The sequence below is a fragment of the Arthrobacter sp. AB6 genome (genome assembly GCF_031844545.1).
GTDB lineage: Bacteria > Actinomycetota > Actinomycetes > Actinomycetales > Micrococcaceae > Arthrobacter.
This window is the reverse complement of the sequence record NZ_JAUZVL010000024.1, coordinates 33,747-59,780: the sequence shown is the minus strand read 5'-3', so window position 1 is coordinate 59,780 and position 26,034 is coordinate 33,747. Positions and strand designations below refer to the sequence as shown.

Below are 26,034 nucleotides of genomic sequence, written 5' to 3'. Positions count from 1 at the left end.
TGGTGAGGACGCCCGGCTCTTTCCCCGGCCGCGTGCAGCTGATTTTCCATGGCCGCCATTCATATGAAGATCCCATGGCCAACTGCATAGCCGCTCTCATAGTACAACCGGGAATCGACATCGTGAGTGATCTTCACCACATCGCAACATAGGCTCCCATTGGACGCCCGCTCAATTCCAGCCGAGGATCCTCAAGAGCGCAGCCGTGCCCGCTCCGGCCAGCACCACCACCAGGAACGGCGCCCGAAGCGCCAGGGCTATGGCGGCAGCCGCGAGCGCTCCCAGCCTGGCGTCAGCAACCAGCAACTGGCCCGTTGCGAAAGTGTTCACCACCGTGAGGGACGCCAGCAATCCGATCGTCATGGTCCCGGCCACGCGGGACATCCTCGGATCCTCGAGCAGCCGGGCCGGGACAAAGTAGCCCACCAGCTTCCACGCGTAGGCCAGGGCGCAGGCTATCAGAAGCCAGATCCAGAGACTCATTCTGCTGTCCCCTGTCCGGTGTCCTTCGCGCGGGCCCGGCCTTCATCCGGGCCTGCGAAGGGGCTGCTGCTTGTACCGCCATGCCGGCGGTGCTCCCGGTAGGGGTCAACATCCGGTTCCAGGCCTTCATCGCTGCGGCCGTGGCTGAACCAGCCGATCACGGCAGCCACCACGGCCGCCACGAGGATTGGCACGCCGGCGGGGACAAAGGGAACGGCTGCCACTGTGGCCACGGCGCAGACAACGGCGATTGCAACCGGCTCGCGTCCCTTGAGCCGCGGCCACAGCAGGCCAAGGAAGGCAGCCACCGCTGCGCCGTCCAGCCCCCACTGTTTTGGATCGCCCAGGCCGCTGCCGGCGAGCGCACCGACGGCGGTGAACAGGTTCCAAAGCACGTAGATGCCGATCCCGGCCGCCCAGAACCCGCGGCGCTGTTCAGCGGGGTCCGCCTGGCCGGAGCTTGTGGCCGTGGATTCATCGATGGTCAGCTGGGCAGCAACATATTTGCGCCAGCCCGTGGGGTGCAGGAGGGCGTTGAGCTGCATGCCGTAAATCCCGTTGCGCATTCCCAGGAGGGTGGCAGCGCTCATGGCGGCGATGCCGGAACCGCCGCCGGCCACCACACCGATGAAGGCGAACTGCGAGCCGCCGCTAAACAGGAGCAGGCTCAAGGCCATGGTTTGCCAGAAGTTGAGTCCAGATGTGACGGATAGCGCGCCGAAGGAGACGCCGTACAGGCCGGTGGCGATACTGATGGAGATGCCCATCCGCACTGCCGGCGATGCCAGCAGCGTCACAGGCCCGCCCCCACGGCGGGCTTCCGCAGGCTCCAGGCCCACGCAATGAGCGGCGCCTGCAGCGGAAGCCGCACAGTATGCACCTTCCGCTGCGCCCGGGTTCCCTGCGGGCCGTAAGCCCGGCGGAGTGCGTCGACATGCCCCGCGAGGAACGCAGCGAACATCATGGTGGTGCCCGTGGCGGTTGCCTTTCGCGTTCCGGGGACCAGGATTCCGACGGCGGCTGCCAGCTCCAGCAGGCCGCTCACCGCGATCCATTCCTCCCTCGACAGGAGGGCGAAGGGCCGCGGGGCAGCAGCGCCGTCGTCACGGCACAGGTATCCGGGCACCACCTGGCGGTAGAAGCCGGGGTCGCGGAAGTGCTTTACGGCGCTGGCCAGCAGCAGGGCGCTCATGGCTGCAGCGGAGAGGCGTTGGACGGCCCGGCCGGAGCGGGGAAAAGGCATGGTTCAACTCAATCACAGCACCGCCGGATGCACCGAAACTGTGCCGGCGGCGGGAACTACCGTCCCTGCGGCGAGGCCAGCTGCAGCTGGCTGAGGACTCGGGCCGGCACGTTGGTGGTGATCTCCTGGATGCCCAGCCGCGCGCACAGCGCCACGTCCTGTTCCGAATCCACCGTCCATACCCGGAAGCGCCGGCCGGCGGCGAGCCAGCGTTGGACGGACGCCGGATGCCGGCGCACGTACTCGATTCCGGGCCCGGCCATGCCCGCCTCGCCGGTGTCCAGGATCCGCTCGCCTTCGAGCTGGGCGGCCTTCATCAGGTTGGCAATTGCACCGCCGGTGATCACCCCGAAGCCCAGCCCGGCGCGGACTACCCGGATGTCCACATCGTCCACCAGCTGGCAGATGAACCCTGGCTGAACCGAGCGGAGCAACTGCCGTACCGAGTCCGGGCTGAAACTCATGAACGTGACGGACACGTTGTCCAGCGACGAGGTCAGGGGATCCCAGCCCTCGTCCCGCAGCACCTCAAGTACCCGGTCCTCGAGCTTGAGCTGGTACGGGCTGGGGTGCTTGAGTTCGATCGCCAGCTTCACCGGCCGGCCGGCGCCCCGGAGGATCACCAGCAGTTCGGGCAGGGTCAGGAGCTGCTCGGACCGCGCCCCGTACATTTCGGGAATACGCACGCCCTTCCACGACGAGAAATCCAGGTGCCTCAGTTCCCGCAGCGTGCGTTCGGCCACGGGGCCGGTTCCGTCCGAGGTGCGGTCCAGGTTGGCGTCGTGCAGGAGGACAACGTGCTGGTCACGTGTGAGGTGGACATCGCACTCCACGCCGTCGGCGCCGTCTGCCAGTGCCTGCAGATAGGCGGCACGGGTGTGTTCGGCGAAGGCGGCGCTGGAACCGCGGTGGGCAAAGACCAAGGGCCGCTGCGGCCCTGATGCGTCACTGGTCATGGAGACACGGTAGCCGACCCGGCGCGGACCGCGGGGCTAGGCTTGGCACATGCAGGTGAACTCTGAGCCAACTACCCGGGAAGCACCCACCGGGACCACGCCTTCCGCCCCGCCCCACGCGAAGGGCCGCCCCAAGGCGCGTGCCGCCGTCGTCCATCACCTCAGCCCGGGCGACGCCGAAAAGGCGGCAGCGCTGCGGAGGATGAAGCTGGTGGCGCTGGGCCTGCTGGTGGTGATGGCGGTGGTTTTTGTCTTCGCTTTCGCGCTGCAGAAGGAGTATCCGTGGCTGCAGTACGTGCGGGCGGCAGCCGAGGGCGGCATGGTGGGCGCGCTGGCTGACTGGTTCGCCGTTACCGCATTGTTCAAGTACCCCATGGGCATCAAGATCCCGCACACAGCCATCATCCCGCGCCGGAAGGACCAGATCGGCGCCTCGCTGGGCGAGTTCGTGGAGACCAACTTCCTCTCCGAGCAGGTGGTCCAGGAGAAGCTGGCCAGCGTCAACATTGCCCGCCGGGCCGGCGAATGGCTGGCCACGCCGGGCGGCGCAGACAGGGTAGCCAAGGAAGGCGCCGCCCTGATCCGGGGTACTTTCAAGGTTTTGAACGACGACGACGTCCAGGCGGTCATCGAGGGAATGGTGCGCAAGCACCTGCTGGCTCCGCCGTGGGGACCTCCCGTGGGAAAGATGGCAGAGCGCATTTTCCACGACGGGCACCATCACAAGCTGGTGGACCTGCTGGTGGACCGGGCCGCCGACTGGGTGGATGACAACCACGATACGGTCACCCACCTGGTGTCCGACCGCTCCCCCACATGGGTGCCGCAGTTCGTAGACGGACTGGTGGGCGACAAGGTCTATGTGGAGATCCTCAAGTTCGTTCGCGCGGTGCAGGCCGACCCGAACCACCAGGTACGGCAGTCGATCGATAAGTACCTGAACGACCTCGCGCAGGACCTGCAGCACGATCCGGCGATGATTGCCCGCGCCGAGGACATCAAGGCCCAGGTTCTCGGCGATCCCGAGGTGCGCGAACTCGCCTCCCGCACGTGGGGCACCGTGAAGAACGCCCTCCTGGGCGCGGTGGATGATCCCGGGAGCGAACTGACCATCAAGTTCAAGGCTGCCGTCCGCGACTTCGGCTCCCGGCTGGTCAGCGAACCCGAGCTCGCCGGGAAAGTGAACACCTGGATCGGCGATGCCGCCGGCTACCTGGTGCGGACGTACCGCTCCGACATCGCAGGAGTGATCACCGATACCGTGGCCCGCTGGGATGCGCAGGAAACCTCGCAAAAGATCGAACTCCAGGTGGGCAAGGACCTGCAGTTCATCCGGATCAACGGCACCGTGGTGGGCTCGCTTGCCGGGTTGGCAATTTTTACGGTGGCGCACCTGATATTTGGGTGAGCAATCGCCCTTTTCCAAGCAACGCGAGGTCACTTAGCGCCCAATAAACGGCCCCGCACGGGCCAAAAGTGACCCCGCGTTGCTCTTCAGGCCTAGGCGAACGGCTCCAGTTCCACGCCGGCTGCCTCCAGCCCCGTCCGGACGGCGGCAGCCATCCCAACGGCTCCCGGAGTGTCACCGTGAATGCACAGGGAATCCGGCCGGACCTGTACAACGCTGCCGTCCAGGGCCACGACTTCCCCCTTGGTCGCAAGGCGCACGGCCCGCTCGACGATCGCGGCGACGTCGTGCAGCACGGCACCTTCCTGTGAGCGCGGCACCAGCGTTCCATCGGCAAGGTAGGCGCGGTCCACAAACGCCTCGACAAAGACCGGGTGGCCTGCATCCTTCGCCTGCGTCAGCAGCTCCGACCCGGGCAGCCCAAGGACGGGAAGGCCGGGATCGTAGGCGTTCACGGCGGCCACAACAGCGGAAGCCTGTTCGGCGTCCTGCACCAGCCGGTTGTAGAGCGCTCCGTGCGGCTTCACGTAGTCCACGGACGCCCCCACTGCGTGGGCAACGCCGTCAAGCGCCCCCAACTGGTACAGGACGTCGCCGAACAGCTCATCGAAGCTCATGTCCAGCGAGCGGCGGCCGAAGCCGGCCAAATCCCGGTACCCCACGTGCGCGCCGACCGTGACATCGAGTTCGTAGGCGGCCCGGCAGCTGTCCAGCATGGTGACGGGGTCCCCGGCGTGGAAGCCGCAGGCCACATTGGCGCTGGTGACCAGCTGGAACATGGAGGCGTCGTCCCCCATCTTCCATGAACCGAACGATTCGCCAAGGTCAGCGTTGAGATCCAAAAGTGTTGCCTTCCAGCGTTTTGTTGTCCTGTGCCGCGGCCGCAGCAGTGAGCTCCCCGGGGATGGTGTCCGGCATGGGGCCGAACGCCTCCTTGGCGTTGGCCACCACAGCGCGCCCCATGATGAGGTTACCGGCTCCGCCCACCACAGCACCTATGCCGAACGGCAGGGCCCGGCCGAACAGCGCACTTCCCTGGCGCTTGAGGAGGTTCTTAAGGAAGGCCTTTTGGATCCTGCTCCGGATGCTGCCGAAGCCCGGCACCACCATCGACTTGGAAAGGACGTTGCCCCAGGCCTTGTTGGCGTTCACTTCCCTGCCGGCTGCCTGGCCGCTGAGCGTCCCCAGGAGCGCGGTCCCTTCCTCGCCCAGCATGATGGCCATGACCATGGTGCTGGCCTTCTCGGGGTTGGTGAGCCGGATCCCATGCAGCTCTGCCAGGGACGTCGAGTAGAGGGCTGTTGCTTCCAGGAATCCAACGGTTGCTGCGGCGGAAAGTCCGAGGGACGCGACTGTTCCGACACCGGGCACCACGGCGGTTGCGCCCACCAGCGCACCGCCGCCGGTGACGGCGCGGAGGTAGTCGCGCTCCAGGATGTCAGCCAGCTGCGCGGCCGTGGCCCGGGGGTGCCTCTTCTGCAGCCGGCGGATGTACGCCACCACCAGCGGGCGCTGGATCTCCACCGCCTTGAGGAGCATGTTGTGGACACCGGGCTTGGGCTTGCCGTCGGCATCGAATACCGCGTTGTGGGCGGTTTCCTGCGCGATTCGTACTGCGGGGTTGCTGCGCTTAGCCATGGTCACCTCTGTTTGTCTCGCCGGCGGGCCGATGCCGGAATCGCTAATACTAAGGTTGCTTAACATTAGGCTACCGCCGGTGCCCTTCCCCACCCGGCCGCGGACGGGAGGGCGTGTGGGCTGGCGCCCCGGCATCCGCCCAAAGCCTAGACTTACCCTATGCCCACCCCTAAAGCCCTGCGGCCCTTTGCGCACCGCGAGTACCGGGTGCTCATCGCAGCGTTGGCCATCTCGATTTTTGGTTCCGGCATGTGGGCCGTGGCCATGGTGTACCAGGTGATCCAGTTGGGCGGCGGTCCCCTGGAGCTCTCCCTGGTCGCCGCCGCGGGCAGCGCGGGCCTGGTGGCGTTCGTCCTGGCGGGCGGCATCGCAGCGGACCGGGTCCCCCAGCGGCGACTGATCATCGCCGTGGAGGGTGCCAACCTTGCGGTGATAGCCACCGTCAGCGGGCTGGCCATGGCCGGCCTGCTCCAGCTGTGGCACGTTGCAGCGGGGTCCTTTGTCCTTGGCGTTGGCGCCGCTTTCTTCTTCCCTGCCTACTCTGCCATCCTGCCCCGCATCCTCCCCGCCCAGGACCTGCTGGCTGCAAACGGGATGGAGGGGTCCATGCGGCCCGTGCTCCAGCAGGCTGCGGGTCCTGCCGTGGCGGGCCTGGTGGTGGCTGCCCTGTCGCCGTCGCACGCTGTCACGGCAGTTGCGGCGTGCCACCTGCTGGCCTTCATCGTCCTGAACTTCCTGGGGCAGCATGCACTGAAGGCGCCCGTCAACGGGGCGGAGACGCAGGAACGCGGAGCGGCTGCCGGTGAAGCCGCTGAGACTGCCGGGACATCCTTCTTCCACGACCTGCGCGAGGGAGTCCGCTACACCCTGCGGACACCATGGCTGCTGTGGACCCTCATCTGGGCGTGCATCTCCGTGCTGTTCCTGATCGGGCCCATCGAGGTACTGCTGCCCTTCGTGGTGCGCGACCAGCTGGCCGGCGACTCCCGCATGTTCGGCTTCCTCCTGGCCGTCATGGGAGTTGGCGCAGCGTTTGGCTCGCTGTTCACGGCGTCCTTCCGGCTGCCGCGCCGCTACCTCACGGTGATGATGGTTTCCTGGGGCGCCGGCAGCCTGCCCCTGGCCGCCGTCGGCGTCATGGACAGCTTCTGGGCCATCGCCGCGGCGCTGTTCGTCTTCGGCGCCACCGGCAGCGTGGGAATGGTCATCTGGGGCACCCTGCTCCAGCGGCGCGTCCCGCCGCACCTGCTGGGCCGGGTGTCCAGCCTGGACTTCTTCGTGTCGCTCGCCCTGATGCCGGTGTCCATGGCACTGGCCGGTCCGGCCGCCGAGGTCCTGCCCATCTGGCTGATCTTCCTGGTGGCCGGCGGCGTATGCCCCGTCATGGCAGTGGTTGCCATGGCCGCTGCGCGCATGCCCGACGACGAATTGGCCCACCCCCTGGACCGTTCACCGGAGGCGGAACGCGCGACGGCGGCGGAAGGCTAGGCTCTCCCAGCCGCACCGGACTCAGCTGTTGGCACGCACCACGGGGATACTCGCCGTCGGATGTCCGCTGGGGAACACCGTGGGCTCCGGCTCCGGCAACGGTTCAAGCGCCACCTGGACGGGCTCGGCACCCACCGTGACCAGCTGGCCGCGGACATCCACGGCCAGGGCTTCCCCTTCGCGGACCGTCAGGGTGAGGGTCCCCGCGCGCAGTTCCACCAGCAGCAGGCGCCCCTGGATCTTCAGGTGGAAGGTGAGCCCGTCCCACTCCGACGGCAGCCGCGGGTCGAAGTACGGAACCGGGCCCTGGTCGCGCAACCCGGCAAAACCGCAGACCAGGGAGCTCCACACCCCGCCCGTGGAGGCGATGTGCACGCCGTCGATGGTGTTTCCGTGCGTGTCATCGAGGTCGATGAACAAGGCGTTGGTGAAGTGGTCCAGCGCTTCCTGCGAGTACCCCACCTCGGCGGCCATGATGCCCTGGACGCAGGCCGAAAGCGTTGAATCGCCCGTCGTCAGGGGATCGTAGAAGTCGAAGGCGCGGTGCTTTTCCTCAGGCGTGAAATCCTGCCACTGCAGGAACATTGCCAGGACGGTGTCTGCCTGCTTCAGGACCTGGTGGCGGTAGATCACCAGCGGGTGGAAGTGCAGGAGCAGGGGGTACTTGGACCGGGGCGTGGTCCAGTCCCACGGTTCGAGGTGCATGAAGTCGTTGTCCTGCGAATGCACCTGCATGCGCTCGTCGAACGGCAGCTGCATGCGGTTCGCAGCCGCTTCCCACAGCTGCCGCTCCTCGTTCGTGATGCCCGCATGCTCCAGGGCCGCGGCAGCACGCAGGTTAAAGCGGGCCATTACGTTGGTGTAGAGGTTGTCGTTGACCACGGCGGTGTACTCGTCGGGACCGGTGACGCCGTGGATGTGGAAGAGCCCGTCCTTGCCGAAGAAGCCCAGCGAGATCCACATCCGCGCCGTTTCAATCAGCAGTTCGGCACCCATCCCGTCGCGGAACGCGGTGTCCCCGGTGGCCCAGAAATAACGGTTGGCGGCAAAGGCGATGGCAGCGGCGATGTGGAACTGTGCGGTACCGGCCGCGTAGTATGCGCTGGCTTCCAGCCCGTTGATGGTGCGCCACGGGAACAGGGCGCCGTCAACACTCAGCTCCTTGGCCCGGATCTTGGCCTCGGGAAGCATTCCATGGCGGAATTCGAGGACCTGCCGGGCGCCGCCGGGGTTGGTGTACGTCAGGTACGGCAGGAGGTAGACCTCCTGGTCCCAGAAGTAGTGGCCTTCGTAGCCGGATCCCGTCACGCCCTTGGCGGGGATGCCGGCGACGTCTGCACGCGCCGTCGCCTGGGCGAGCTGGAACAGGTTCCAGCGGATGGCCTGCTGCAGCACGGACTGGCTGTCAACCACAATGTCAGAAGTGGCCCAGTAGTCGCGGTAGTGCGCTTCGCTCTCGGCAAAGACGTCCTGCACCGGACGGAGGCCTTCCTCTGCGGCCGCGGCGGGGTCGAGGGCGGGGTCCTGGATCGCCGGGCCGGCCGCATAGCTGACACTCTTTTCGAGGCGGAACGGCTCGCCCGGGCCGACGGCCAGGACGTAGCGGACGCTGCTGTCATCCTGGTCCACCAGCGTGTCGAACGGCTGGTGCCCGGCGGAGGTCCAGTGGTCCACCGCGACGCCCACGCGCTGCTTGGATTCAGCGGCCTCCCAGGCCAGCCGGAGTGACCCGTCGCCGCCGTCAAGGCGCAGGGGCAGCAGCACGCGTCCGGCGTGGCGGCCCGCCCGGCGGGGATCGTGGACAGAGTGGTCCTCCACCGGCTGGTCCTGGCGGTTGATCACCGAGGAGGTGATGTCCACGGAAACCTCACGGTCCGTCACCACATCCAGGGATATCCCCAGGGCTCCGCGGGAGGCGAAACCCACGGCCCGGCGTTCGGTGGTGGTGACGACGGCGCCGGAGCGGCATTGCCAGGTGACGCGGCATTCGTACACCCCGGTGGAGAAGTCCACGGAGCGCCGGTAGTCCAATACCTCGGACTCGGCCAGGCTGAGAGACTCGCCGTCGATAACCACGGTGAAGTTGTTGGCATCCGGTATGTAGAGGATGCGCTGGCCGGTCCGGGCAAACCCGAAGGCGTTTTCCGCGTGCTTGATGTCCCAGATTTCGTGCAGCCCGTTGATGAAGCTGCCGGGCAGGTCGGAGTCGGCGGCGGCCCAGTGGGCGCCGCGGATCCCCAGGTGTCCGTTGCCCAGGGCAAAAAGGGTTTCCAACGTCCCTTCATTGCCCGGTACGTGGCGTGTCTCCACGAGCTGCCAGGGTGTGCTGGGGAATCTTTCGCGGTCCGCTGAGATCAGGGCCATGGTGTTGGGTCCTTTGGCGTTTGGCCGGGCAACCGGTTTGCTGCCGGCCTGGGGATACTTTTCGGGGGGGTAATGCGTTCGGGGGTAATGCGTACTGACGTGAGCTGCCGGGGGTAGCAGCGGGCGGCCTCGGGGAAGGCTGCAGTCTCTAAGGCAGAAGTTCCTTGAGGTCGTTGACCACCAGGGTGGCTCCGGCGTCGAGCAGCGCCTGCCGCCCGGCGCCGCGGTCCACACCGATGACCGAGTAGAAGGTTCCGGCCTCGCCGGCCTGGACGCCGGACACTGCGTCCTCCACCACCACGCATTCGCCGGTGGGGAGGCCCAGCAGGCGGGCGGCGTACTCGTAGGTGGCGGGACTGGGCTTGCCGGGCAGGCCTTCGCTTGCCGCGACCACGCCATCCACCACCACCGGGAACCGGGCGCTGAGTCCGGCTGCCTCCAGGACGGCTGGAGCGTTTCGGGAAGAAGAGACGACGGCAACCTTCAGTCCGCGGTCCAGCGCAGCCTCGAGGAAGCGCACCGAGCCGGGGAAGGGCTCCACGCCGGCGCTCACGATGTCGTTGAAGATCCGGTTCTTCCGGTTGCCCAGGCCCTGCACAGTAGTGTTGGCGGGGTCGTCGTCAGTGGGGCCCTCAGGGAGCACAATCCCGCGCGAGGCCAGGAAATCGCGGACGCCGTCGAAGCGCGGCTTGCCGTCGATGTGGTCGAAGTAGTCACTCTCGCTGTAGCCGGGAACCTGCGGCCGGTCCGCCAGGTAGTCCTCGAACAGTTCCTGCCATGCCCGCTCATGGACGGTTGCCGTGGGGGTCAGCACACCGTCCAGGTCGAAAAGGATGGCAGAGGCACCAGCCCAGGCGGACACCTCGGCTGTTGCGTTGTCTGCTGCAATGTTTTCAGTCATCAGCGGTGCGTTGTCCTTTCAGGACGGCGGGCAGCCTGGAAGGCTGGATGCTTGGCGTTGGGGAGGCATCGATGCCCGGACGATCTGCGGCCACGGGCGGCGGCGGAGTGTGAAGGGAGCCCGGCGGCCCCGGCATTGCTGATCGGTGTATCCCTACCATCATGGACACGGCACCGGTCGTCGGACAAACCGGCGGCACCTCCAGCAGCGCTGGCCGAATAAAGGGCATGGGACAGTATCCGGCTGCAGTAAACCCTCGGCACCGCGCTGATCTCCTTGTCCGCCCAGTTCAGGGCCGCGATAACGGCCGATGAAGAGTGTAAGCGCTTACAAATTTAGCTGGCAACTGTTTTTTCCAACGGACCTCACGTGAGGCACGTCTCAGCATGGGAGACCGTCAGGCGTCGATCTTTCCGGACCCGTCCGGACGGAGCACATAGTGTCGCAGGAAGGCGCTTACGTCCACCATCTCCGTCTTCGACATCGCATGGCCCATGCCGGGGTAGGTCCTGGCGGTCAGGAGCGTGTTCTGCTGGAGCCATTCCCCGGTATAGGCGATGGCGTCCTCGTTGATGACCAGGTCCGCCTTGTCCCTGCCCCAGAAAAAGGGCGGCTTGGTGTCGAAGGATTCCGTGAGGGACAGCAGCTCATTCCGGAGCACAAAACCGGAAAGTCCCACCACCGCCTCATAGTCCTTGGGGTGGAGGCGCAGCAGAGTGCTCGCCATTGCCATGCCCTGTGAGTAGCCGAGCAGGCTTACGCTGCTGTGCTGGACCTTGACGCTGTTGATCCAGGCCTGGACGGCGCTTGAGGCCTTAATGACATCCGCGAAGTCGTTGGCGAGGAAGTAGTCCAGCAGGAACCAGCCGTAATGGTCGCCGATCGGCATCGGCGCTCGGAGCGCTGCGCACGTGAACTCGGGCGGCAGGTACTCAAAAAGGCGGACCATGCGGGACTCGTCGGTGCCATAACCGTGCATCATCACAAGCAGTGGGGTGCCCGCCCGCTCACCCTCGGGTTTGGACCACACAACTGTTTCCATCAGATCAGCCTAGCCAAGCCAGCGACCCCGGGTGCCCGGGCCGTGCCGGTTGCCGGCAACACCGGGCAAGGCGCACCAGCCCCTTTCTCCTCACATGCCACAGCACAACGAATGGGTTACGCCCCGGCCCACTCCATTGAATACAGCAACGGCTGGCTGTAGCGTGACGCTTAACGGACAGCATGCTTATCAATCGTCCTCGGGCCAAAAAGACACCCGCCGTGACTAACAAGGAGCAACTCATGAGAATCGGATCCTCCATTTTCCTTATCGCCCTCGGTGCCATCCTCGCCTGGGCGGTTGCTCCAGGCCTCATCCCCTTCGTGGACCAGGTACTCATCGGCTACATCCTGATGGCGGTCGGCGTCATTGGACTCATCGCTTCCCTCATCCTCGCTTCCCCAGGGCGCAGCCGGCGTGTCAGCGAGAGCCGGTCTGTAGTCGATCCGAACACGGGGGAACGCATCACCCGGAACGAGAGCCGCGACAGCGGGCTGTAGCACCACCGGCGTCCGCGCCGCAGCGAAGGACAAGTAGTTGACCCGAAGAGCCGGGCCGGACCATCCCATGGTCCGGCCCGGCTCTTCGCTTCCCGGGCAATGTCACTTTGTTTCATGTTGGTTTCCATTGACAAACCAACACAAGCAAAGATAAAGTCAAATAACTCAACATCATGTGATGCCAGTCACGCAGGAGCGGCATCCGCCGTGAACGATCCACACCATCAGCAGACCTACGCAACGGAGGGTACGTGTTCGCCGAGGAGCGCCAGCAAAAGATTGCCGAGCTTGTTGCCGGCAGCGGCCGGGTCAGCGTGACCCTCCTGGCCGAGCGCTTCCGCATCACCACCGAAACCGTCCGCCGCGACCTTGCCGCCCTCGAGAATGCCGGCACCGTCCGCCGCGTCCACGGCGGGGCCGTTGCGGCGGACCGGTTCAGCACCACCGAGGAAAGCGTGAATGAGCGCGCCATCCAGCGGCCGGACCAGAAAATCCGGATCGCCGAAGCCGCGCTGGCCCTCATTCCGCGCAACTCCGCCGGCAGCGTCCTGATCGACGGCGGCACCACCACGGAAGTCCTGGCGGACATGCTCTCCCGCCGGGCCGCCGTCGAACCTTCCGACCCCACGGGACCACGCGCGGAACTGGTGGCCATCACCCACGCCGTTCCCATCGCGGGCAAACTCTCCAGCGTTCCCGGAATCGCCCTTGAGGTCCTGGGCGGCCGGGTGCGCGGAATCACCCAGGTTGCCGTGGGTCAGGCAACCGTGGAGGCCGCCGGCAAACTGCGGCCGGACATTGCCTTCATCGGCACCAACGGAATCCACGCAAGTTTTGGGCTGAGCACGCCCGATCCCGAGGAAGCCGCCGTCAAGGCAGCTTTCGTCCACTCGGCCCGCCGGATTGTGGTGCTGGCCGATTCCTCCAAGCTGGACACGGAAACCCTGGTCCAGTTCGCCTCCCTGAAAGATCTGGACACCTTGATTACAGACAGCGAGCCCGGCGCGGAACTGGCAGCCGCCCTGGAAGAAGCCGGCGTTGACGTGGTGATCGCATGATCGTCACCTTCACCGCCAACCCAAGCCTTGACCGTACCGTCGCGCTGCCCGGCCCTTTGGTTCGGGGCGAAGTGCAGCGTGCCGTTTCCGTCAGCCAGGAATCGGGCGGCAAGGGCGTCAACGTTTCCCGCGCACTGGTTGCCTCCGGCCTGGACTCCGTTGCCGTCCTGCCCGGCGCGGACAGCGACCCCGTGCTGGCCGGGCTGCGGGAAAGCGCGGTGCCGTTTCTTTCGCTGCCCATCAACGAGCCGCTCCGGACCAATGTGGCGCTCACGGAACCCGGCGGCGTGACCACCAAGATCAATGAGCCCGGTCCGGTCATGGATGCGGACCAGCAGGAAGCCCTGATCAAACTGCTCCTCGAGAGCTCCCGCGGTGCCAGCTGGGTGGTCCTTGCAGGTTCGCTCCCGCCGGGATTTCCTGCCGATTTCTACGCGACGGCGGCCCGCCGGATCCGCGCGGCCGGAAACGGCAGCGCACCGCTCATTGCTGTGGATTCCTCCGGTTCGCCGCTCGCGGCGGCGATGTCCGGAGGCGATGCCGGTGCTGAACCGGCCGGCAACGGTTCCGGGAAACCGGACCTCCTCAAACCCAACGCCGAAGAACTGGCGGAACTGGCTGCTGCAGCCGGCTTCGCCGTGGCCACCGCTGACGAACTGGAAGCGGATCCGGAGGCTGCCGCGGCCGCCGCGGCCGCCGTCGTACGTTCCGGCGTGGGTGCTGTGCTGGCAACTCTCGGATCCAAGGGAGCTGTCCTGGTAACGGCCGACGGCGCGTGGCTGGCCACGCATCCGCCGGTCGCCGCGGTCAGCACGGTGGGCGCGGGCGATTCCGCGCTTGCCGGCTACCTGCTCGCCCACGGCCGGGGCGCCGCCCCGGCCGACTGCCTTCGCCAGGCTGTGGCCCACGGTGCCGCAGCTGCCTCCCTGCCCGGTTCAACGGTTCCGGCAGTACACCAAACCACCCCGGATGCCGTAACCATCACGGCCCTTCGAAAGGATTGACAGTGACCCAGCTCATCACCACGGAACTGGTCGAGCTCGACCAGAACCTGGGCAACACGCCCGAGGCGGTGATCCGGCACCTGGCAAGCAAAGTAGCTGCCGCCGGACGCGCAACAGAAGTTGAAGGCCTCTTCGCTGACGCCTTCGCCCGCGAGCAGAAGACCGCCACCGGCATTCCGGGCGGCATCGCCATCCCGCACTGCCGCTCAGCCGCCGTCACCGAACCAACCCTGGCCATGGCCCGCCTCAATCCCAAGGTGGACTTCGGAGCCAAGGACGGCCCGGCGGACCTGGTCTTCTTCATCGCAGCCCCCGACGGAGCCGACCAGGAACACCTTAAGCTACTCTCCAAGCTGGCCAGGTCCCTGATCAAAAAGGACTTCACCACGGCCCTGCGCAACGCTTCCTCCCGCGAGGAGATCGTGGAACTGGTGGACGGTGCACTGGCTGACAAGCCCGCAGCCCATGCAGCCGCGGTACCTGCTGCCGCTGTTGCTTCCGGCGCGTCCGCGGGGGCTTCGGCAGGCGCCGCTTCGGCGGGCTCTGCCGCCGCTGCGCCGGGCACGGCGTCGGCTGGTTCAGCCCCGGCCGGTCCCAAGCGCCTCGTGGCCGTGACCGCCTGCCCCACCGGCATCGCACACACCTATATGGCAGCTGACTCCCTGGTGGCCGCTGCCCAGGAGGCCGGCGTCGACCTCCAGGTGGAGACCCAGGGTTCCTCCGGCGCCAAGCCGCTGGATCCCGCCGTCATCGCTGCTGCCGACGCCGTCATTTTCGCGGTGGACGTGGACGTCCGCGGCAAGGAGCGCTTCGCCGGCAAGCCGGTCATCAACGCCCCCGTCAAGCGGGGCATCGACGAACCCGCCAAGATGGTCCAGGAGGCGCTGGCCGCAGCCTCCGACCCGAACGCGCGGCGCGTCCCGCACTTCGGTGCCGAGGAACAGGCCGAGCAGGCCGCAGCCGAAAAGGGCGAGCACATCGGCCAGAAGCTGAAGCGGGCCCTTCTCACCGGCGTGAGCTACATGATCCCGTTCGTTGCCGGCGGTGGCCTCCTGATCGCCCTGGGCTTCCTCCTGGGCGGCTACGACATCACCGAAGTCGCGGACAAGGTGGTTGTGGAGAACAACTTCGGCAACCTTCCCGAGGGCGGACTCGCCGCTTACCTGGGCGCAGTCCTGTTCAAGATCGGCGCCCTTTCCATGGGCTTCCTGGTCCCGGCGCTGGCCGGCTACATCGCCTACGCCATTGCCGACAGGCCCGGCATCGCCCCCGGCTTCGTGGCGGGTGCAGTCTCCGGTTTCATGGGGGCCGGCTTCCTAGGCGGCATCGTGGGCGGCCTCCTGGCCGGCTACGTTGCGCACGTGATCGGCACCTGGCAGGTCCCCCGCTGGCTGCGCGGCCTCATGCCGGTGGTCATCATCCCGCTGCTCGCCTCCATCGTGGCGTCCGGGCTCATGTTCCTGGTGCTGGGCGGTCCCATCGCCGGCCTCACCGCCGCCCTTAACGGCTGGCTGTCCGGCATGACCGGCGCTTCCGCCGTGGTCCTGGGCATCATCCTGGGCCTCATGATGTGCTTCGACCTGGGCGGTCCCGTGAACAAGGTGGCCTACGCCTTCGCCGTTGCGGGCCTCAGCGCCGGCAGCGCGGACAACCAGGCACCGTGGCAGATCATGGCAACGGTCATGGCTGCCGGCATGGTGCCCCCGCTGGCCATGGCCCTGGCCACCGTCCTGGACCGGAAGCTCTTCAGCCTGGCCGAGCGGGAAAACGGCAAGGCAGCCTGGCTGCTGGGCGCGTCCTTCATCTCCGAAGGCGCCATCCCGTTCGCCGCAGCCGACCCCCTGCGGGTCATCCCGGCCAGCATGCTGGGCGGCGCGCTCACCGGCGCGCTGAGCATGGCCTTCGGGGTCACCTCGCAGGCACCCCACGGCGGTATCTTCGTCTTCTTCGCGATCGGCAACGTGCTGATGTTCGTCCTCTCGATCATCGCCGGCACCATTGTCAGCGCCCTGGCCGTGATCGGCCTCAAGCGCTGGGCGGCACCCAAGAGCGCTGCTACGGTGGAAACCGTCCCAGCAACCGTCTGATCCCGCCTCACCTACTACCTCTATCCGGCATTCCAACCAGCCGCCGGAAGACAAAGGAGCAACAATGCCAGAACGCACAGCAACCGTCGCCAGCCGCGTGGGCCTGCATGCCCGCCCCGCCGCCATCTTTGCCGAGGCAGCAGGAGAGTACGACCTGGACATCACCATCGCCCGCGAGGGCGAGCCGGCGGACGAGGCCATGGACGCTGCCAGCATCCTGTCCCTCATGAGCCTGGGCGCCTCGCACGGCGACGTGGTTGTGCTGCGCGCCGAAGGTGACGGCGCGGACACCGCACTGGACCACCTGGTCCAGATCCTTGAAACGGACCACGACGCCTAGTAGCTGACAGGCTGCCCTGGCAGCCAAGCCGCACGGCCGTCGTCGGGCCTTCCCTCCCAGGGAAACGCCCGACGGCGGCCGCTTGCGTTAAGCCCCCGCCCCCAAGTGGGTAGCCGCATGGTCAGGCATTCTCCTTGGCCTTCTTCGCAGTGAACAGCAGGTACTCCCATTCCATCTGGAACGGGGTGTCGCCATGGGCGTCACCGAAGGAATCAGCCAGTTCCGTCAGCGCCTGGTCCAGGGCTTTGACCTTGTCCCCGTCCTCCCCAATGTATTTGTAGACGGAGATGGTGGGGCCGTAGTGGGACTTGAAATAGCGGACGAAGTCGCCGGGTTGATGGAAGCTCCGCACGGCCAGGGTTTTCTTGCGTGCAGCGACGTCCGTGATCTTGTCCCCGAGCAGTTCACGCACGTGGTCCTCGCTCCCCCACAGCGGCGCCGGCTGCGCTCCCGGCGGAGGCGGCGGGGCGAAGGGCTTCATGGTGGCGAACATCTTGCCGATGAACCCCTCCGGGGTCCAGCTCAACAGCCCTATGCTTCCACCCGGTTTGCATACCCTCAGGAGTTCATCAGCCGCCGCCTGGTGGTGCGGGGCAAACATGACGCCGAGGCAGGACATGACCACGTCGAACTCGGCGTCCCCGAAGGGCAGGGCCTCCGCGTCGGCTTCCTTCCAGTCCAGGCTGACTCCCCGGTTCGCGGCCTCACGGCGTCCGGCTTCGAAAAGCTCCGGGGTGAGATCGCTGGCCACCACCTTCGCCCCCATCATGGCCGCGGGAATAGCCGCGTTGCCTGATCCGGCCGCGATATCCAGCACGCTGTGGCGGGACGTGATGCCGCAGGCTTCCACCAGGATGGCACCCAGGTCCAGGAGCATCTCGTCAGCGAGGGCTGGATAATCACCGGATGCCCACATGGCCCGGTGTTTCTGTTTGAGTTCCCGGTCCGCCTTGGCTGCATCCGTTTGATCGTCCATGGTCAGCGCTCCTCACAGGGCCGTTGGAGTGTCAGCACGCTGTGGGCACAGCGGAGGCTGCGATGCGACTCATTGTGGACGCACCGGACCCGGCTGTAAAGAGCACCCCGCTACCGGAACGCAAGCAAGCTTAGTAGTTTCATGTACATGGAATCGGGCACCGGACCAGGCACCGCAGGCGGCGGGCCATCACGCAGGCTTGCGCGCCCGGGTGCCCGTCGCCTTGCTGGTGGACGCCTTGGCGGCAGGTTTCTCGGCGGACCCGGCCGCTGTCGACTTGGCGGCGGCCGATTTTGCCGCCGTGGACTTTGCCGTACTGGATTTGGCTGCGCTGGACTCCGTTGCCGTGGACTTTGCCGTGGTGCCGGTCTTTCCACCGCTGGTATTGGCCGTGCCGTTTGCGGCGCTGGCCTTCCCCGCTGCGGACCGCTTGCGCGCCGGTTTGGAGGCTCCTTCGTCTTCGCCGGCTTCGCTGCCGGAGTCCCCGCGGGCTTCGCCACCCGGGCTTCCTGCCGCGGCATCGGTCCCGCCGCCCCGTTTCCGGTCCAGGCTTCGCTTCAGCGCCTCCATCAGGTCGATGACTTCACCCTTGCTGCCCTCGCCCGCCTCCACGCCGAAGGTTTCCTCGGTGTCCAGCGATTCACCCTGCTCCAGCTTGGCCTCAATCAGCTGGCGGAGCTGGACCTGGTACTCGTCCGTGAAGGAGGCGGGATCGAAATCGGCCGCCATGGACTCCACCAGGGCGGCGGACATATCGCGCTCCTGCGAGGAGATCTTGACGGACGCATCAAGGGAAGGGAATTTCGCTTCGCGCACCTCGTCCGGCCACAGGAGGGACTGGAGCACCAGGACATCGTCCTTGATCCGCAAAGCACCCAGCCGGGTCTTCTCCCGCAGCGCGAACTGGACAATGGCCACCCTGTCCGTGTCCTCCAACGCGCTGCGCAGCAGCACGTAGGCCTTGGGAGACTTGGAGTCCGGCTCAAGGTAGTAGCTTTTCTCGAACATCATGGGCTCAAGCTGCTCGGACGGGACGAACTGCACCACTTCGATCTCGTGGCTGTTCTCCGCCGGAATGGCCTTGAGCTCGTCCTTGGACAGGACCACCGTCCGGCCGTCCTCCTCGTAGGCCTTCTCAATGTCCGAATAATCGATGACCTGGCTGCAGACCTCGCACCGGCGCTGGTAGCGGATCCGGCCGCCGTCGGCGTTGTGGACCTGGTGCAGACTGATGTCATGATCCTCAGTGGCGCTGTAGACCTTCACGGGCACGTTGACCAGGCCGAACGCGATGGCACCTTTCCAGATGGCTCTCATTCCTCAAGTGAACATCACGCAACGCCGGAGGTGAAGCCCCATGCCCGCCGCTAAGGAGCGTGTCCGGGTGGCAGGGCGGGAACTGACCCTCACCAACCTGGACAAGGTCATCTATCCGGAAACGGGCACCACCAAGGCGGATGTCCTGGCCTACTACGCCGCAGTGGCCCACGTCCTGGTCCCGGCGGCGTACAACAGGCCGGCCACCAGGAAACGGTGGGTGAACGGCGTGGGGACCGCCGACAAGCCCGGCGAGGTGTTCTTCCAAAAGAACCTTGAGGATTCGGCTCCGGGCTGGCTCCCCCGGGCAGCCATCACCCACAAAGACCGCACCATCTACTATCCGATGGTCAACGACCCCGCCACCCTTACCTGGTTCGGACAGATCAACTCCCTGGAAATCCACGTCCCGCAGTGGCAGGTGGACTCCCACGGCAACCAACTGAACCCCGACAGGCTGGTCCTGGATTTGGACCCCGGCGAAGGCGCCGGCCTGGAGGCGTGTGTTGAAGTAGCCCTCCTGGCGCGCACCATCCTCCAGGACGTGGGCCTGGACCCCGTCCCGGTGACCAGCGGCAGCAAGGGCATCCACCTGTACGCCGCCCTGGACCGGAGCCAGACCTCCGACCAGATCTCCGCCTTCGCCCGCGAACTTGCCCGGGCCCTTGAGGCCGACCACCCGGACCTGGCCGTCAGCGACATGAAAAAGACCCTGCGCAAGGGCAAGGTCCTGGTGGACTGGAGCCAGAACAACGCGGCCAAGACGACGATCGTGCCGTACTCGCTGCGTGGCCGCCCCACCCCCATGGTGGCTGCACCCCGGACCTGGGAGGAGATCAGCTCCCCCGGCCTCAGCCACCTGGACTATAAGGCGGTGATCCGGCGGGTGCAGGAAGGCACGGACCCGTTCGCCACCGTCGATAACGCCGGCAATGACCCCCGGCTGGAGAAGTACCGCGCCATGCGCGATCCCGGGAAGACTCCGGAGCCCTTCACCGGCACGGCAGGCAGCGGAAACACCTTTGTGATCCAGGAACACCACGCCAGCCGCCTGCACTATGACTTCCGCCTTGAGCATGAAGGCGTGCTGGTGTCCTGGGCACTGCCGAAAGGCGTGCCTGAGTCCGGCGGCAAGAACCACCTGGCAGTGCAGACCGAGGACCATCCCCTGGACTACGGGAGCTTCGAGGGGACTATTCCCAAAGGGGAATACGGCGCCGGCGAGGTAACCATCTGGGACCACGGAACGTATGAGCTGGACAAGTGGATCAACGGCAGGGAAGTCATTGCCACCCTCACCGGTTCCGAAGGAGGAGGGCTGGGCGGGACCAGGAAATTTGCGCTCATCCACACGGGGCGGGGGCAGGGAAAGGATTCCGAGGGCCAGTGGCTTATCCACCTCATGGAGCCCGGGCGGCCTGGCGGACGACGGCGGCACGCACCGCCCCGGGAAGGGCAGGAGGAGCCGCCTGGTACGGAGTCGGCCCACGAGGAACCACACGGGGCGCCGAACCAGGATGAGCCGCGCCATGATGAGCTGCGCCAGGAGGCACTGGATAAAAACGTTGCGGTGCGGCCCGGGGAATACAGGCCGATGATGGCCGCCTCCGGAGATGCAGCGGACCTGGAGGGCAGCAGCTGGCAGTTCGAACTCAAGTGGGACGGGGTCCGCGCCATCCTCGTGGGAGACGAAGATTCGGTACGGATTTTCAGCCGCAACGGCAATGATGTCACCACCACTTACCCTGAACTTGCGGACCGGACCTGCTGGCCGGCCCGGCCGTTCGTCGCCGACGGTGAGATCGTCGCCATCGGCGCGGCAGGAAGGCCCGATTTCGGGCTCCTGCAGGGAAGGATGAAGCTCACCCGGCCCGCCGAGGTCGCACGGGCCCGGACTGCCATTCCCGTGCAGCTGATGCTTTTCGACCTGCTGCACGACGACGGAACGGACCTCCGGAGGCTGCCGCTCGCCAAGCGCCGGCAACGGCTGGAGGCCTTCTTCACCGCATCAGCCTGCCCCGCGGGGCTTTCTCCGGTCCTTGAGGACCGGGTGGACCACATCCTGGAGAGTGCCCGGGAACTGGGCCTCGAAGGGGTGATGGCCAAGCGGACCGACAGCCGCTACGTGAGCGGGCAGCGGACCCGTACCTGGATCAAGCTGAAGGTGGAGCAGACGCAGGAGGTAGTGGTGGGCGGCTGGCGCCCCGGAAAAGGCGGGCGGGAGGACACCGTAGGCTCACTGCTGGTTGGCATCCCGGACGGGACAAAGCTGCAGTACGCAGGGCGGGTGGGCAGCGGCTTCAGCGGGCGGGAACTTGCCGAGCTCCGCCAGACCGTGGACCGGCTGGCCCGGAAGACCTCTCCGTTCCTGGACGTACCGCGCCCGGACGCCGCGGACGCCCACTGGATTGCCCCCGAACTGGTCGGCGAAGTGACCTACAGCGAGTGGACGGGTACCGGGAGGCTGCGGCACCCCGTGTGGCGGGGCTGGCGGCTGGACAAGGACCCGGCGGAGGTTGTGCGTGAAGGCTGAGCCGACGGGCCACTCGCAAAGGCGGGCAGATTGATCCGGGGCACGCACATGGCCTGGCGACACCGGATTGGGTGTCGCCAGGCCATGTGCGCGTCGCCCGAGAGGATGCGCGTCCTAAAGGCGGTCCGCGCCTAGGACGAGTGCGGCATCTGCGGCCGGCTGGTGCGGTGGATCGCCGTCACTGCGGCTCCCTGCCCCATACGGCCATGGCCCGCATCCCGCTCTTTCGGGTGCCTGCGCTTTCCGTATCCATCCGGCCAAGCCTGCTGGCCGCCCGCCCCACTGGGCGAAAGAGGCGCATCGGCACCGGGCATGTCAGGAGTGTTCATTGCCTCGGCAAGGTGGCTCGCGACCTCCGGATCGATATGGGGTTCGCGCTTTTCGTCAGCCATTTGTTCTTCCTTTCACAGATGAAGTGCTATCGGGAGTGGCCAAGACCGGGCCCCGGCAAAAACTTTCGAAGCGGCCGGCGGTGGCTTTGGCCGCAGGCGTCCCCTACCTGAAAGAAAGTGTTTCCATGGAACAACCTTAGGGACGGACACGGCACCTGTGAACCCCCTCCGCCTGCGCCACCAAAAGTGCCCCTGAACCGCGGCCGGGTGCACGCCCGGCAGGTCCGGCCCGGCGTGGGCCCCGTCACTTTTGGTGCCATATTGGGACTGATTCACGGTGGTGTGGCGCATAAAACGAAAAAGATTGGGTAACGATGCGCCCGGCCCCGCCGCATGCCAGTGATGGCGCGGCGAAAGCCGGGAAAAGAATTCGGGGAAACCTGCCGGATACGGCTGCCAAACGGGTGATCCTACGGCATAAACCACGCAGGCGCTACGGCATTCGCGTAAAATTGAAGGCCTGCCCGGAGCGGGGCAGCTATAAGTCGCAAGCAAATGACCTCCATAGGAGTCGCCCAAATGCCCACAGACCGAAGCACGACCGACTCTTCCGCAGGCGTTAACAGCGCCCCAGGAACCAACCCGGCTACACCCCCCGGCGCCCCGTCGCCGGCTCTTTCCAAAAGCCCGCGCAAGCCTAAGCTGCTCGCGCGCCGGCTCAAAGAGTCGGACGTCAACGTCGTCAACCAGCCCATGCTGAAGAAAGCCCTTGGCGGCACCATCGTGGGTAACACCATGGAATGGTACGACGTCGGCGTGTTCGGCTACCTCATCACCACCATGGGTCCGGTCTTCCTGCCGGAGTCGGACCCCACCACCCAGACGCTGTTCCTGCTGGGCACCTTCGCCGCCACGTTCATTGCCCGCCCCTTGGGCGGCGTGATCTTCGGCTGGATGGGCGACAAGATGGGCCGGCAGAAGATCCTCGCCGCCACGCTGATGCTGATGGCAGCGAGCACGTTCGCCATCGGCCTCCTGCCCGGCTACGCCCAGATCGGGCTGTGGGCCGCAGGCCTGCTGGTGCTGCTGAAGATCGTCCAGGGCTTCTCCACCGGCGGTGAATACGCCGGTGCCACCACCTTCGTCAGCGAATACGCCCCGGACAAGCGCCGCGGGTTCTTCGCCAGCTTCCTGGACCTGGGCAGCTATATGGGCTTCGCCATCGGTGCCGCCCTGGTCTCGGTCCTGCAGCTGACGCTCGGCCAGGCAGCTATGGAGGAGTGGGGCTGGCGTATTCCGTTCCTGGTGGCCGGGCCCCTGGGCCTGATCGCGGTCTACTTCCGGAGCAAGATCGAGGAATCCCCGCAGTTCCAGGCCACCCTGGACGCCCAGGAGGATCTCGCGAAGCATGCGGCGTCATCCGACCAGGCAACGGCGAAGGGCCCGGTGGGCATCGTCAAGGCCTACTGGCGCTCCATCATCGTTGCCATGATCCTGGTGGCCGCCGCGAACACTGCGGGCTACGCCCTCACGTCCTACATGCCCACCTACCTCACAGAGTCCAAGGGTTACGATCCGGTGCACGGCACCCTGCTGACCATCCCCGTGCTGGTGGTCATGAGCCTCTGCATTCCGCTGACCGGAAAGCTGTCGGACCGAATCGGCCGCAGGCCCGTCCTGTGGATCGGAGCAGTCAGCACAGTGGTCCTGGCCGCTCCGGCTTTCCTGTTGATCGGCATCGGCGAGATCTGGTCCACCCTGGCCGGCCTGGCGCTGATCGCATTCCCGGTGACGTTCTACGTCGCCAACCTGGCTTCGGCCCTTCCGGCCCAGTTCCCCACCTCCAGCCGGTATGGAGCGATGGGCATTGCGTACAACTTCTCGGTGGCCATTTTCGGCGGCACCACGCCGTTCATCGTGGCGGCCCTCATCAGCGCCACGGGCAACGACATGATGCCCGCGTATTACCTGATGGGCACCTCGCTGGTGGGGGCAGTAGCCATCTACTTCCTCAAGGAGTCGGCCCAGCGTCCGCTGCCCGGATCCATGCCCAGCGTGGATACCCAGGCCGAGGCACGCGAACTGGTTGCCACGCAGGACGAGAACCCGCTGATCAACCTGGACGAACTCCCGTTCGAGGCCCAGGACATCACCGATGCACGCGTTACCGATCCGCGCGAGGCCGAAAAGGTTCCTGCCGGCGCCTAGTTGCGCTCCGGCGGAACCGGCCCTGCCGGTCCGGGGCACGCCTAGCAGCCCGCGCTCAGAAGGCCCGCCCGCGTGTTTCCTTGGAGGAAGCACGAAGGGCGGGCCTTTGGCGTGCCGGCCAGAATGACGTTCCGAGTCCTGCGGCGGACTTCGAAGGTGATCTGCCCTGCCCCGCGGTGATAGCTTCCAAAAGGCCGTACTGAAACAGCAAGAGGTGATGAGTCATGGAACGCGTCCTCCTGCAGGTGCGCGCGCTCCACCGGCTGGAACCTGCGAACAATGACCATCTGGCGGCGTTCCGCGTAGCCCTCAGCGTCGCGGTCCCCTCACTCCTGCTCCTTGCCATGGGCCGTTCAGACCTCATGATCTACGCCGTCTTTGGTGCACTGACCGGCATGTACGGGCGCTCAGAGCCGCACCAGTTCCGGCTCCGGCACCAGTCCAGGGCCGCCGTCGTCCTGCTGGGCGGTGTGGCGGTGGGCGTGTTCCTGTCCGTCAACCACCTTCATTCCTGGTGGCTGGTGGGGGTGGAGGCTGTCCTCGCCGGCGTCGGATCCATCTTTGCGGACCGCGTGCGGCTCAAGCCCAACGGTCCGTTCTTTGGGATCCTCGCGCTGGGGGCCTGCGCCTCGGTGCCCACCGTGGTTCCGTGGCAGGTGGCCATGCTGATCGCCGCAGGATCCGCCGCGTTCTCCATGCTGGTGGGCTTCGGCGGCTGGATCCGCCGCAGGTCCTGGCAGCGCGGTGCCGTCCGGACCGTTCCGGCCCCGGGCCCCGCCGGGAAGCGGGAGATGCTGGTGCATGCTTCCCGGTATGTCCTGGCCGTGGGTGCGGCCGGCACTGTGGGCGTCCTGACGGGCAGCGGCCATCCGCACTGGGCCATGGCCGCCGCCGCCGTGCCGCTGGCCGGGGCCGATCTTCCCAGCTGCGTCCGGCGGGGCATCCACCGCATCGTGGGGACGTTCGTGGGACTGGGGGTCACCGCCGCCGCCATTCTTCCGGTGCCGTGGTCCCTGGCGGGCCTCTTCCCGGGCCGGCAGGCCGTGGTGCTGGCGCTCCTGGTGATCCTCTTCCAGTTCACCACCGAACTGTTCATGACCCGCCACTACGGCCTGGCCATGGTTTCCTTCACGCCGGTCATTTTGCTGATGACCCAACTCGCAGCCCCCGCCGATCCGGCGGTCCTGATCCAGGAGCGCGGCGTGGAGACCCTGGTGGGGGCTCTGGTGGGAATCGGCGTGGTGGTGGCTGTCCGGCGGGCGGGGTCGCGCTCACCGTCGGCTTTACTCGGGCTTCAGCCCCTGTTTCGGCTTCCGCGGCGGCCCCGCCACTAGCCTCGCAGGCGCCACCCGGGCAACGGCCGCCACTACCTTGTACCGCTTGGAGGGGATGGAGACCGCCTTGCCACGGGCGTTGTCCGCCAGGCCTTCCCGCACCACCCGCCCGGCGTCCAGCCAGGCCCACGACGGCGCCACGGACTTGTCCATGCCCATCCGGTCGTGGAACTCCGTGTGGGTGAAGCCCGGGCACACCGCGGTGACCTTGATGCCCTGTTTGCCGTAGGCCAGGTTGGCCCAGCGGCTGAAACTCACCAGCCAGGCCTTCGCCGCGGAGTAGGTGCCGCGCGGCAGGAACGCGGCGATGCTTGCCACGTTGATGATCCGGCCCTCGCCCCGCTCCAGCATGCCCTTCAGTGCGGCGTGGGTGAGCTCCATGGCGGTTTCCCCGTGCAGCTTGAGGTGTTTCTTCTCTTCCGAGATGTGGTTGTCCTCGAAGTTGTGCAGCAGGCCGATCCCGGCGTTGTTGACAAGGATCCCCACCGGCCGCCGCGCATCGGAGAGGCGTTCGACGACGGCGGCCACGCCGTCGTCGTCCGCCAGGTCCGCGGGAAGCACCTCAGCCGTGGTTCCGTAGCGCCGTTCCAGGCCTGCCGCTGCTTCCTCGAGGCGGGCCCGGTTCCGCGCCACCAGCACAAGGTTGCAGCCCTGGGCGGCGAGCTGGCGCGCGAACTCGGACCCCAGCCCCGCACTGGCTCCGGTGATGAGGGCTGTTGTCCCGGACAGTTCCTGCTGGGGGTTCGGCGTGGTCATGCTGAAAGCCTAGCGAGGCGCCGGTCTCCTGTCCCGGCGCCCTGCCCGTGGAATGCCGGGCGCGGT

The 26,034-nt window shown here is 66.7% G+C and carries 23 protein-coding genes; 10 read left to right on the top strand and 13 right to left on the bottom strand.

Translation table 11 applies throughout. The features are described 5' to 3' along the window. Nucleotides 1-171: 171 nt before the first annotated feature. The 4 genes from Q9R30_RS16265 to Q9R30_RS16250 are packed head-to-tail and all read right to left on the bottom strand — an operon-like array spanning nucleotide 172 to nucleotide 2,682. On the bottom strand, nucleotides 172-483 hold the full coding sequence (locus Q9R30_RS16265; RefSeq protein WP_104996589.1) for an AzlD domain-containing protein: 312 nt from the start codon (nucleotides 481-483) through the stop codon (nucleotides 172-174). Continuing rightward, nucleotides 480-1,250: an AzlC family ABC transporter permease gene (locus tag Q9R30_RS16260; RefSeq protein ID WP_311218248.1), complete on the bottom strand. Its 771-nt coding sequence runs from the start codon at nucleotides 1,248-1,250 to the stop codon at nucleotides 480-482. The genes Q9R30_RS16265 and Q9R30_RS16260 overlap by 4 nt, the downstream gene beginning before the upstream one ends. 26 nt (nucleotides 1,251-1,276) lie before the next feature. Further along, complete coding sequence (locus tag Q9R30_RS16255) at nucleotides 1,277-1,726, bottom strand: hypothetical protein (RefSeq protein WP_104996588.1); 450 nt, start codon at nucleotides 1,724-1,726, stop codon at nucleotides 1,277-1,279. Between the two features lie 56 nt (nucleotides 1,727-1,782). After that, a complete protein-coding gene (locus Q9R30_RS16250; protein ID WP_311218239.1) occupies nucleotides 1,783-2,682 on the bottom strand; it encodes a glycerophosphodiester phosphodiesterase family protein in 900 nt (299 codons plus the stop codon). 49 nt (nucleotides 2,683-2,731) lie between these two features. On the opposite strand from Q9R30_RS16250, the gene Q9R30_RS16245 reads away from it, so the two are divergent. Next, complete coding sequence (locus tag Q9R30_RS16245; RefSeq protein WP_104996586.1) at nucleotides 2,732-4,090, top strand: DUF445 domain-containing protein; 1,359 nt, start codon at nucleotides 2,732-2,734, stop codon at nucleotides 4,088-4,090. 92 nt (nucleotides 4,091-4,182) lie between these two features. On the opposite strand, the gene Q9R30_RS16240 is transcribed toward Q9R30_RS16245, so the two are convergent. Next, complete coding sequence (locus Q9R30_RS16240) at nucleotides 4,183-4,932, bottom strand: 5-oxoprolinase subunit PxpA (protein ID WP_311218238.1); 750 nt, start codon at nucleotides 4,930-4,932, stop codon at nucleotides 4,183-4,185. After that, the gene (locus Q9R30_RS16235) at nucleotides 4,916-5,728 is read right to left on the bottom strand and encodes a hypothetical protein (RefSeq protein ID WP_104999587.1); all 813 of its coding nucleotides are present in this window, start codon (nucleotides 5,726-5,728) and stop codon (nucleotides 4,916-4,918) included. Before Q9R30_RS16235 ends, Q9R30_RS16240 begins: the two co-directional genes overlap by 17 nt. A 159-nt stretch (nucleotides 5,729-5,887) precedes the next feature. Here Q9R30_RS16235 and Q9R30_RS16230 point away from each other — a divergent pair, with 159 nt between their 5' ends. Further along, nucleotides 5,888-7,216: an MFS transporter gene (locus tag Q9R30_RS16230; RefSeq protein WP_311218237.1), complete on the top strand. Its 1,329-nt coding sequence runs from the start codon at nucleotides 5,888-5,890 to the stop codon at nucleotides 7,214-7,216. A 21-nt stretch (nucleotides 7,217-7,237) separates the two neighbouring features. On the opposite strand, the gene Q9R30_RS16225 is transcribed toward Q9R30_RS16230, so the two are convergent. From Q9R30_RS16225 to Q9R30_RS16215, 3 genes are all read right to left on the bottom strand, one after another. Then, nucleotides 7,238-9,580 carry a glycoside hydrolase family 65 protein gene (locus Q9R30_RS16225; protein ID WP_104996583.1) on the bottom strand — a complete coding sequence of 781 codons (2,343 nt, stop codon included), beginning with the start codon at nucleotides 9,578-9,580 and terminating at the stop codon, nucleotides 7,238-7,240. 148 nt (nucleotides 9,581-9,728) lie between these two features. Next, on the bottom strand, nucleotides 9,729-10,481 hold the full coding sequence (locus tag Q9R30_RS16220; protein WP_104996582.1) for an HAD family phosphatase: 753 nt from the start codon (nucleotides 10,479-10,481) through the stop codon (nucleotides 9,729-9,731). A 397-nt stretch (nucleotides 10,482-10,878) separates the two neighbouring features. Then, on the bottom strand, nucleotides 10,879-11,523 hold the full coding sequence (locus tag Q9R30_RS16215) for an alpha/beta hydrolase (protein ID WP_104996581.1): 645 nt from the start codon (nucleotides 11,521-11,523) through the stop codon (nucleotides 10,879-10,881). Between the two features lie 242 nt (nucleotides 11,524-11,765). Between Q9R30_RS16215 and Q9R30_RS16210 the strand changes: the two genes are divergently transcribed. From Q9R30_RS16210 to Q9R30_RS16190, 5 genes are all read left to right on the top strand, one after another. Beyond that, entirely contained in the window at nucleotides 11,766-12,023 is a 258-nt protein-coding gene (locus Q9R30_RS16210; RefSeq protein ID WP_104996580.1) for a DUF6458 family protein, read from the top strand. Nucleotides 12,024-12,274: 251 nt separating this feature from the next. Further along, nucleotides 12,275-13,081, top strand: a complete 807-nt coding sequence (locus tag Q9R30_RS16205; RefSeq protein WP_104996579.1) for a DeoR/GlpR family DNA-binding transcription regulator — start codon at nucleotides 12,275-12,277, stop codon at nucleotides 13,079-13,081. Then, nucleotides 13,078-14,085, top strand: a complete 1,008-nt coding sequence (locus Q9R30_RS16200; RefSeq protein WP_311218236.1) for a hexose kinase — start codon at nucleotides 13,078-13,080, stop codon at nucleotides 14,083-14,085. The genes Q9R30_RS16205 and Q9R30_RS16200 overlap by 4 nt, the downstream gene beginning before the upstream one ends. 2 nt (nucleotides 14,086-14,087) lie before the next feature. Then, complete coding sequence (locus tag Q9R30_RS16195) at nucleotides 14,088-16,172, top strand: fructose-specific PTS transporter subunit EIIC (RefSeq protein ID WP_104996577.1); 2,085 nt, start codon at nucleotides 14,088-14,090, stop codon at nucleotides 16,170-16,172. 64 nt (nucleotides 16,173-16,236) lie between these two features. After that, nucleotides 16,237-16,512 (top strand): HPr family phosphocarrier protein, encoded by a 276-nt coding sequence (locus tag Q9R30_RS16190; protein WP_104996576.1) that lies wholly within the window; start codon nucleotides 16,237-16,239, stop codon nucleotides 16,510-16,512. A gap of 121 nt (nucleotides 16,513-16,633) precedes the next feature. Here the strand turns inward: Q9R30_RS16190 and Q9R30_RS16185 are convergent, their stop codons facing one another. Then, on the bottom strand, nucleotides 16,634-17,488 hold the full coding sequence (locus Q9R30_RS16185) for a class I SAM-dependent methyltransferase (protein WP_311218235.1): 855 nt from the start codon (nucleotides 17,486-17,488) through the stop codon (nucleotides 16,634-16,636). A 189-nt stretch (nucleotides 17,489-17,677) separates the two neighbouring features. Continuing rightward, the gene (locus Q9R30_RS16180) at nucleotides 17,678-18,805 is read right to left on the bottom strand and encodes a Ku protein (protein WP_311218234.1); all 1,128 of its coding nucleotides are present in this window, start codon (nucleotides 18,803-18,805) and stop codon (nucleotides 17,678-17,680) included. Between the two features lie 40 nt (nucleotides 18,806-18,845). On the opposite strand from Q9R30_RS16180, the gene Q9R30_RS16175 reads away from it, so the two are divergent. After that, nucleotides 18,846-21,338, top strand: a complete 2,493-nt coding sequence (locus Q9R30_RS16175) for an ATP-dependent DNA ligase (protein WP_311218233.1) — start codon at nucleotides 18,846-18,848, stop codon at nucleotides 21,336-21,338. A 131-nt stretch (nucleotides 21,339-21,469) separates the two neighbouring features. On the opposite strand, the gene Q9R30_RS16170 is transcribed toward Q9R30_RS16175, so the two are convergent. Then, on the bottom strand, nucleotides 21,470-21,730 hold the full coding sequence (locus Q9R30_RS16170; protein ID WP_104996572.1) for a hypothetical protein: 261 nt from the start codon (nucleotides 21,728-21,730) through the stop codon (nucleotides 21,470-21,472). 519 nt (nucleotides 21,731-22,249) lie between these two features. Here Q9R30_RS16170 and Q9R30_RS16165 point away from each other — a divergent pair. Together Q9R30_RS16165 and Q9R30_RS16160 are read left to right on the top strand one after the other, a co-directional pair. After that, the gene (locus Q9R30_RS16165; RefSeq protein WP_104996571.1) at nucleotides 22,250-23,878 is read left to right on the top strand and encodes an MFS transporter; all 1,629 of its coding nucleotides are present in this window, start codon (nucleotides 22,250-22,252) and stop codon (nucleotides 23,876-23,878) included. A gap of 224 nt (nucleotides 23,879-24,102) precedes the next feature. Further along, the gene (locus tag Q9R30_RS16160; protein ID WP_104996570.1) at nucleotides 24,103-25,212 is read left to right on the top strand and encodes an FUSC family protein; all 1,110 of its coding nucleotides are present in this window, start codon (nucleotides 24,103-24,105) and stop codon (nucleotides 25,210-25,212) included. Here Q9R30_RS16160 and Q9R30_RS16155 read toward each other — a convergent pair. Next, the gene (locus tag Q9R30_RS16155; RefSeq protein WP_311218232.1) at nucleotides 25,162-25,968 is read right to left on the bottom strand and encodes an SDR family NAD(P)-dependent oxidoreductase; all 807 of its coding nucleotides are present in this window, start codon (nucleotides 25,966-25,968) and stop codon (nucleotides 25,162-25,164) included. The genes Q9R30_RS16160 and Q9R30_RS16155 overlap by 51 nt on opposite strands. Nucleotides 25,969-26,034: the final 66 nt, after the last annotated feature.

Excerpts from the sequence above, each read along its gene's own strand:
- Q9R30_RS16180 (WP_311218234.1), bottom strand. The coding sequence starts at position 18,805 with ATGAGAGCCATCTGGAAAGGTGCCATCGCGTTCGGCCTGGTCAACGTG.
- Q9R30_RS16210 (WP_104996580.1), top strand. The coding sequence starts at position 11,766 with ATGAGAATCGGATCCTCCATTTTCCTTATCGCCCTCGGTGCCATCCTC.
- Q9R30_RS16235 (WP_104999587.1), bottom strand. The coding sequence starts at position 5,728 with ATGGCTAAGCGCAGCAACCCCGCAGTACGAATCGCGCAGGAAACCGCC.
- Q9R30_RS16165 (WP_104996571.1), top strand. The coding sequence starts at position 22,250 with ATGCCCACAGACCGAAGCACGACCGACTCTTCCGCAGGCGTTAACAGC.
- Q9R30_RS16190 (WP_104996576.1), top strand. The coding sequence starts at position 16,237 with ATGCCAGAACGCACAGCAACCGTCGCCAGCCGCGTGGGCCTGCATGCC.
- Q9R30_RS16260 (WP_311218248.1), bottom strand. The coding sequence starts at position 1,250 with ATGGGCATCTCCATCAGTATCGCCACCGGCCTGTACGGCGTCTCCTTC.
- Q9R30_RS16255 (WP_104996588.1), bottom strand. The coding sequence starts at position 1,726 with ATGCCTTTTCCCCGCTCCGGCCGGGCCGTCCAACGCCTCTCCGCTGCA.
- Q9R30_RS16250 (WP_311218239.1), bottom strand. The coding sequence starts at position 2,682 with ATGACCAGTGACGCATCAGGGCCGCAGCGGCCCTTGGTCTTTGCCCAC.
- Q9R30_RS16175 (WP_311218233.1), top strand. The coding sequence starts at position 18,846 with ATGCCCGCCGCTAAGGAGCGTGTCCGGGTGGCAGGGCGGGAACTGACC.
- Q9R30_RS16230 (WP_311218237.1), top strand. The coding sequence starts at position 5,888 with ATGCCCACCCCTAAAGCCCTGCGGCCCTTTGCGCACCGCGAGTACCGG.
- Q9R30_RS16160 (WP_104996570.1), top strand. The coding sequence starts at position 24,103 with ATGGAACGCGTCCTCCTGCAGGTGCGCGCGCTCCACCGGCTGGAACCT.
- Q9R30_RS16170 (WP_104996572.1), bottom strand. The coding sequence starts at position 21,730 with ATGGCTGACGAAAAGCGCGAACCCCATATCGATCCGGAGGTCGCGAGC.
- Q9R30_RS16155 (WP_311218232.1), bottom strand. The coding sequence starts at position 25,968 with ATGACCACGCCGAACCCCCAGCAGGAACTGTCCGGGACAACAGCCCTC.
- Q9R30_RS16215 (WP_104996581.1), bottom strand. The coding sequence starts at position 11,523 with ATGGAAACAGTTGTGTGGTCCAAACCCGAGGGTGAGCGGGCGGGCACC.
- Q9R30_RS16265 (WP_104996589.1), bottom strand. The coding sequence starts at position 483 with ATGAGTCTCTGGATCTGGCTTCTGATAGCCTGCGCCCTGGCCTACGCG.
- Q9R30_RS16220 (WP_104996582.1), bottom strand. The coding sequence starts at position 10,481 with ATGACTGAAAACATTGCAGCAGACAACGCAACAGCCGAGGTGTCCGCC.
- Q9R30_RS16245 (WP_104996586.1), top strand. The coding sequence starts at position 2,732 with ATGCAGGTGAACTCTGAGCCAACTACCCGGGAAGCACCCACCGGGACC.
- Q9R30_RS16185 (WP_311218235.1), bottom strand. The coding sequence starts at position 17,488 with ATGGACGATCAAACGGATGCAGCCAAGGCGGACCGGGAACTCAAACAG.
- Q9R30_RS16200 (WP_311218236.1), top strand. The coding sequence starts at position 13,078 with ATGATCGTCACCTTCACCGCCAACCCAAGCCTTGACCGTACCGTCGCG.
- Q9R30_RS16225 (WP_104996583.1), bottom strand. The coding sequence starts at position 9,580 with ATGGCCCTGATCTCAGCGGACCGCGAAAGATTCCCCAGCACACCCTGG.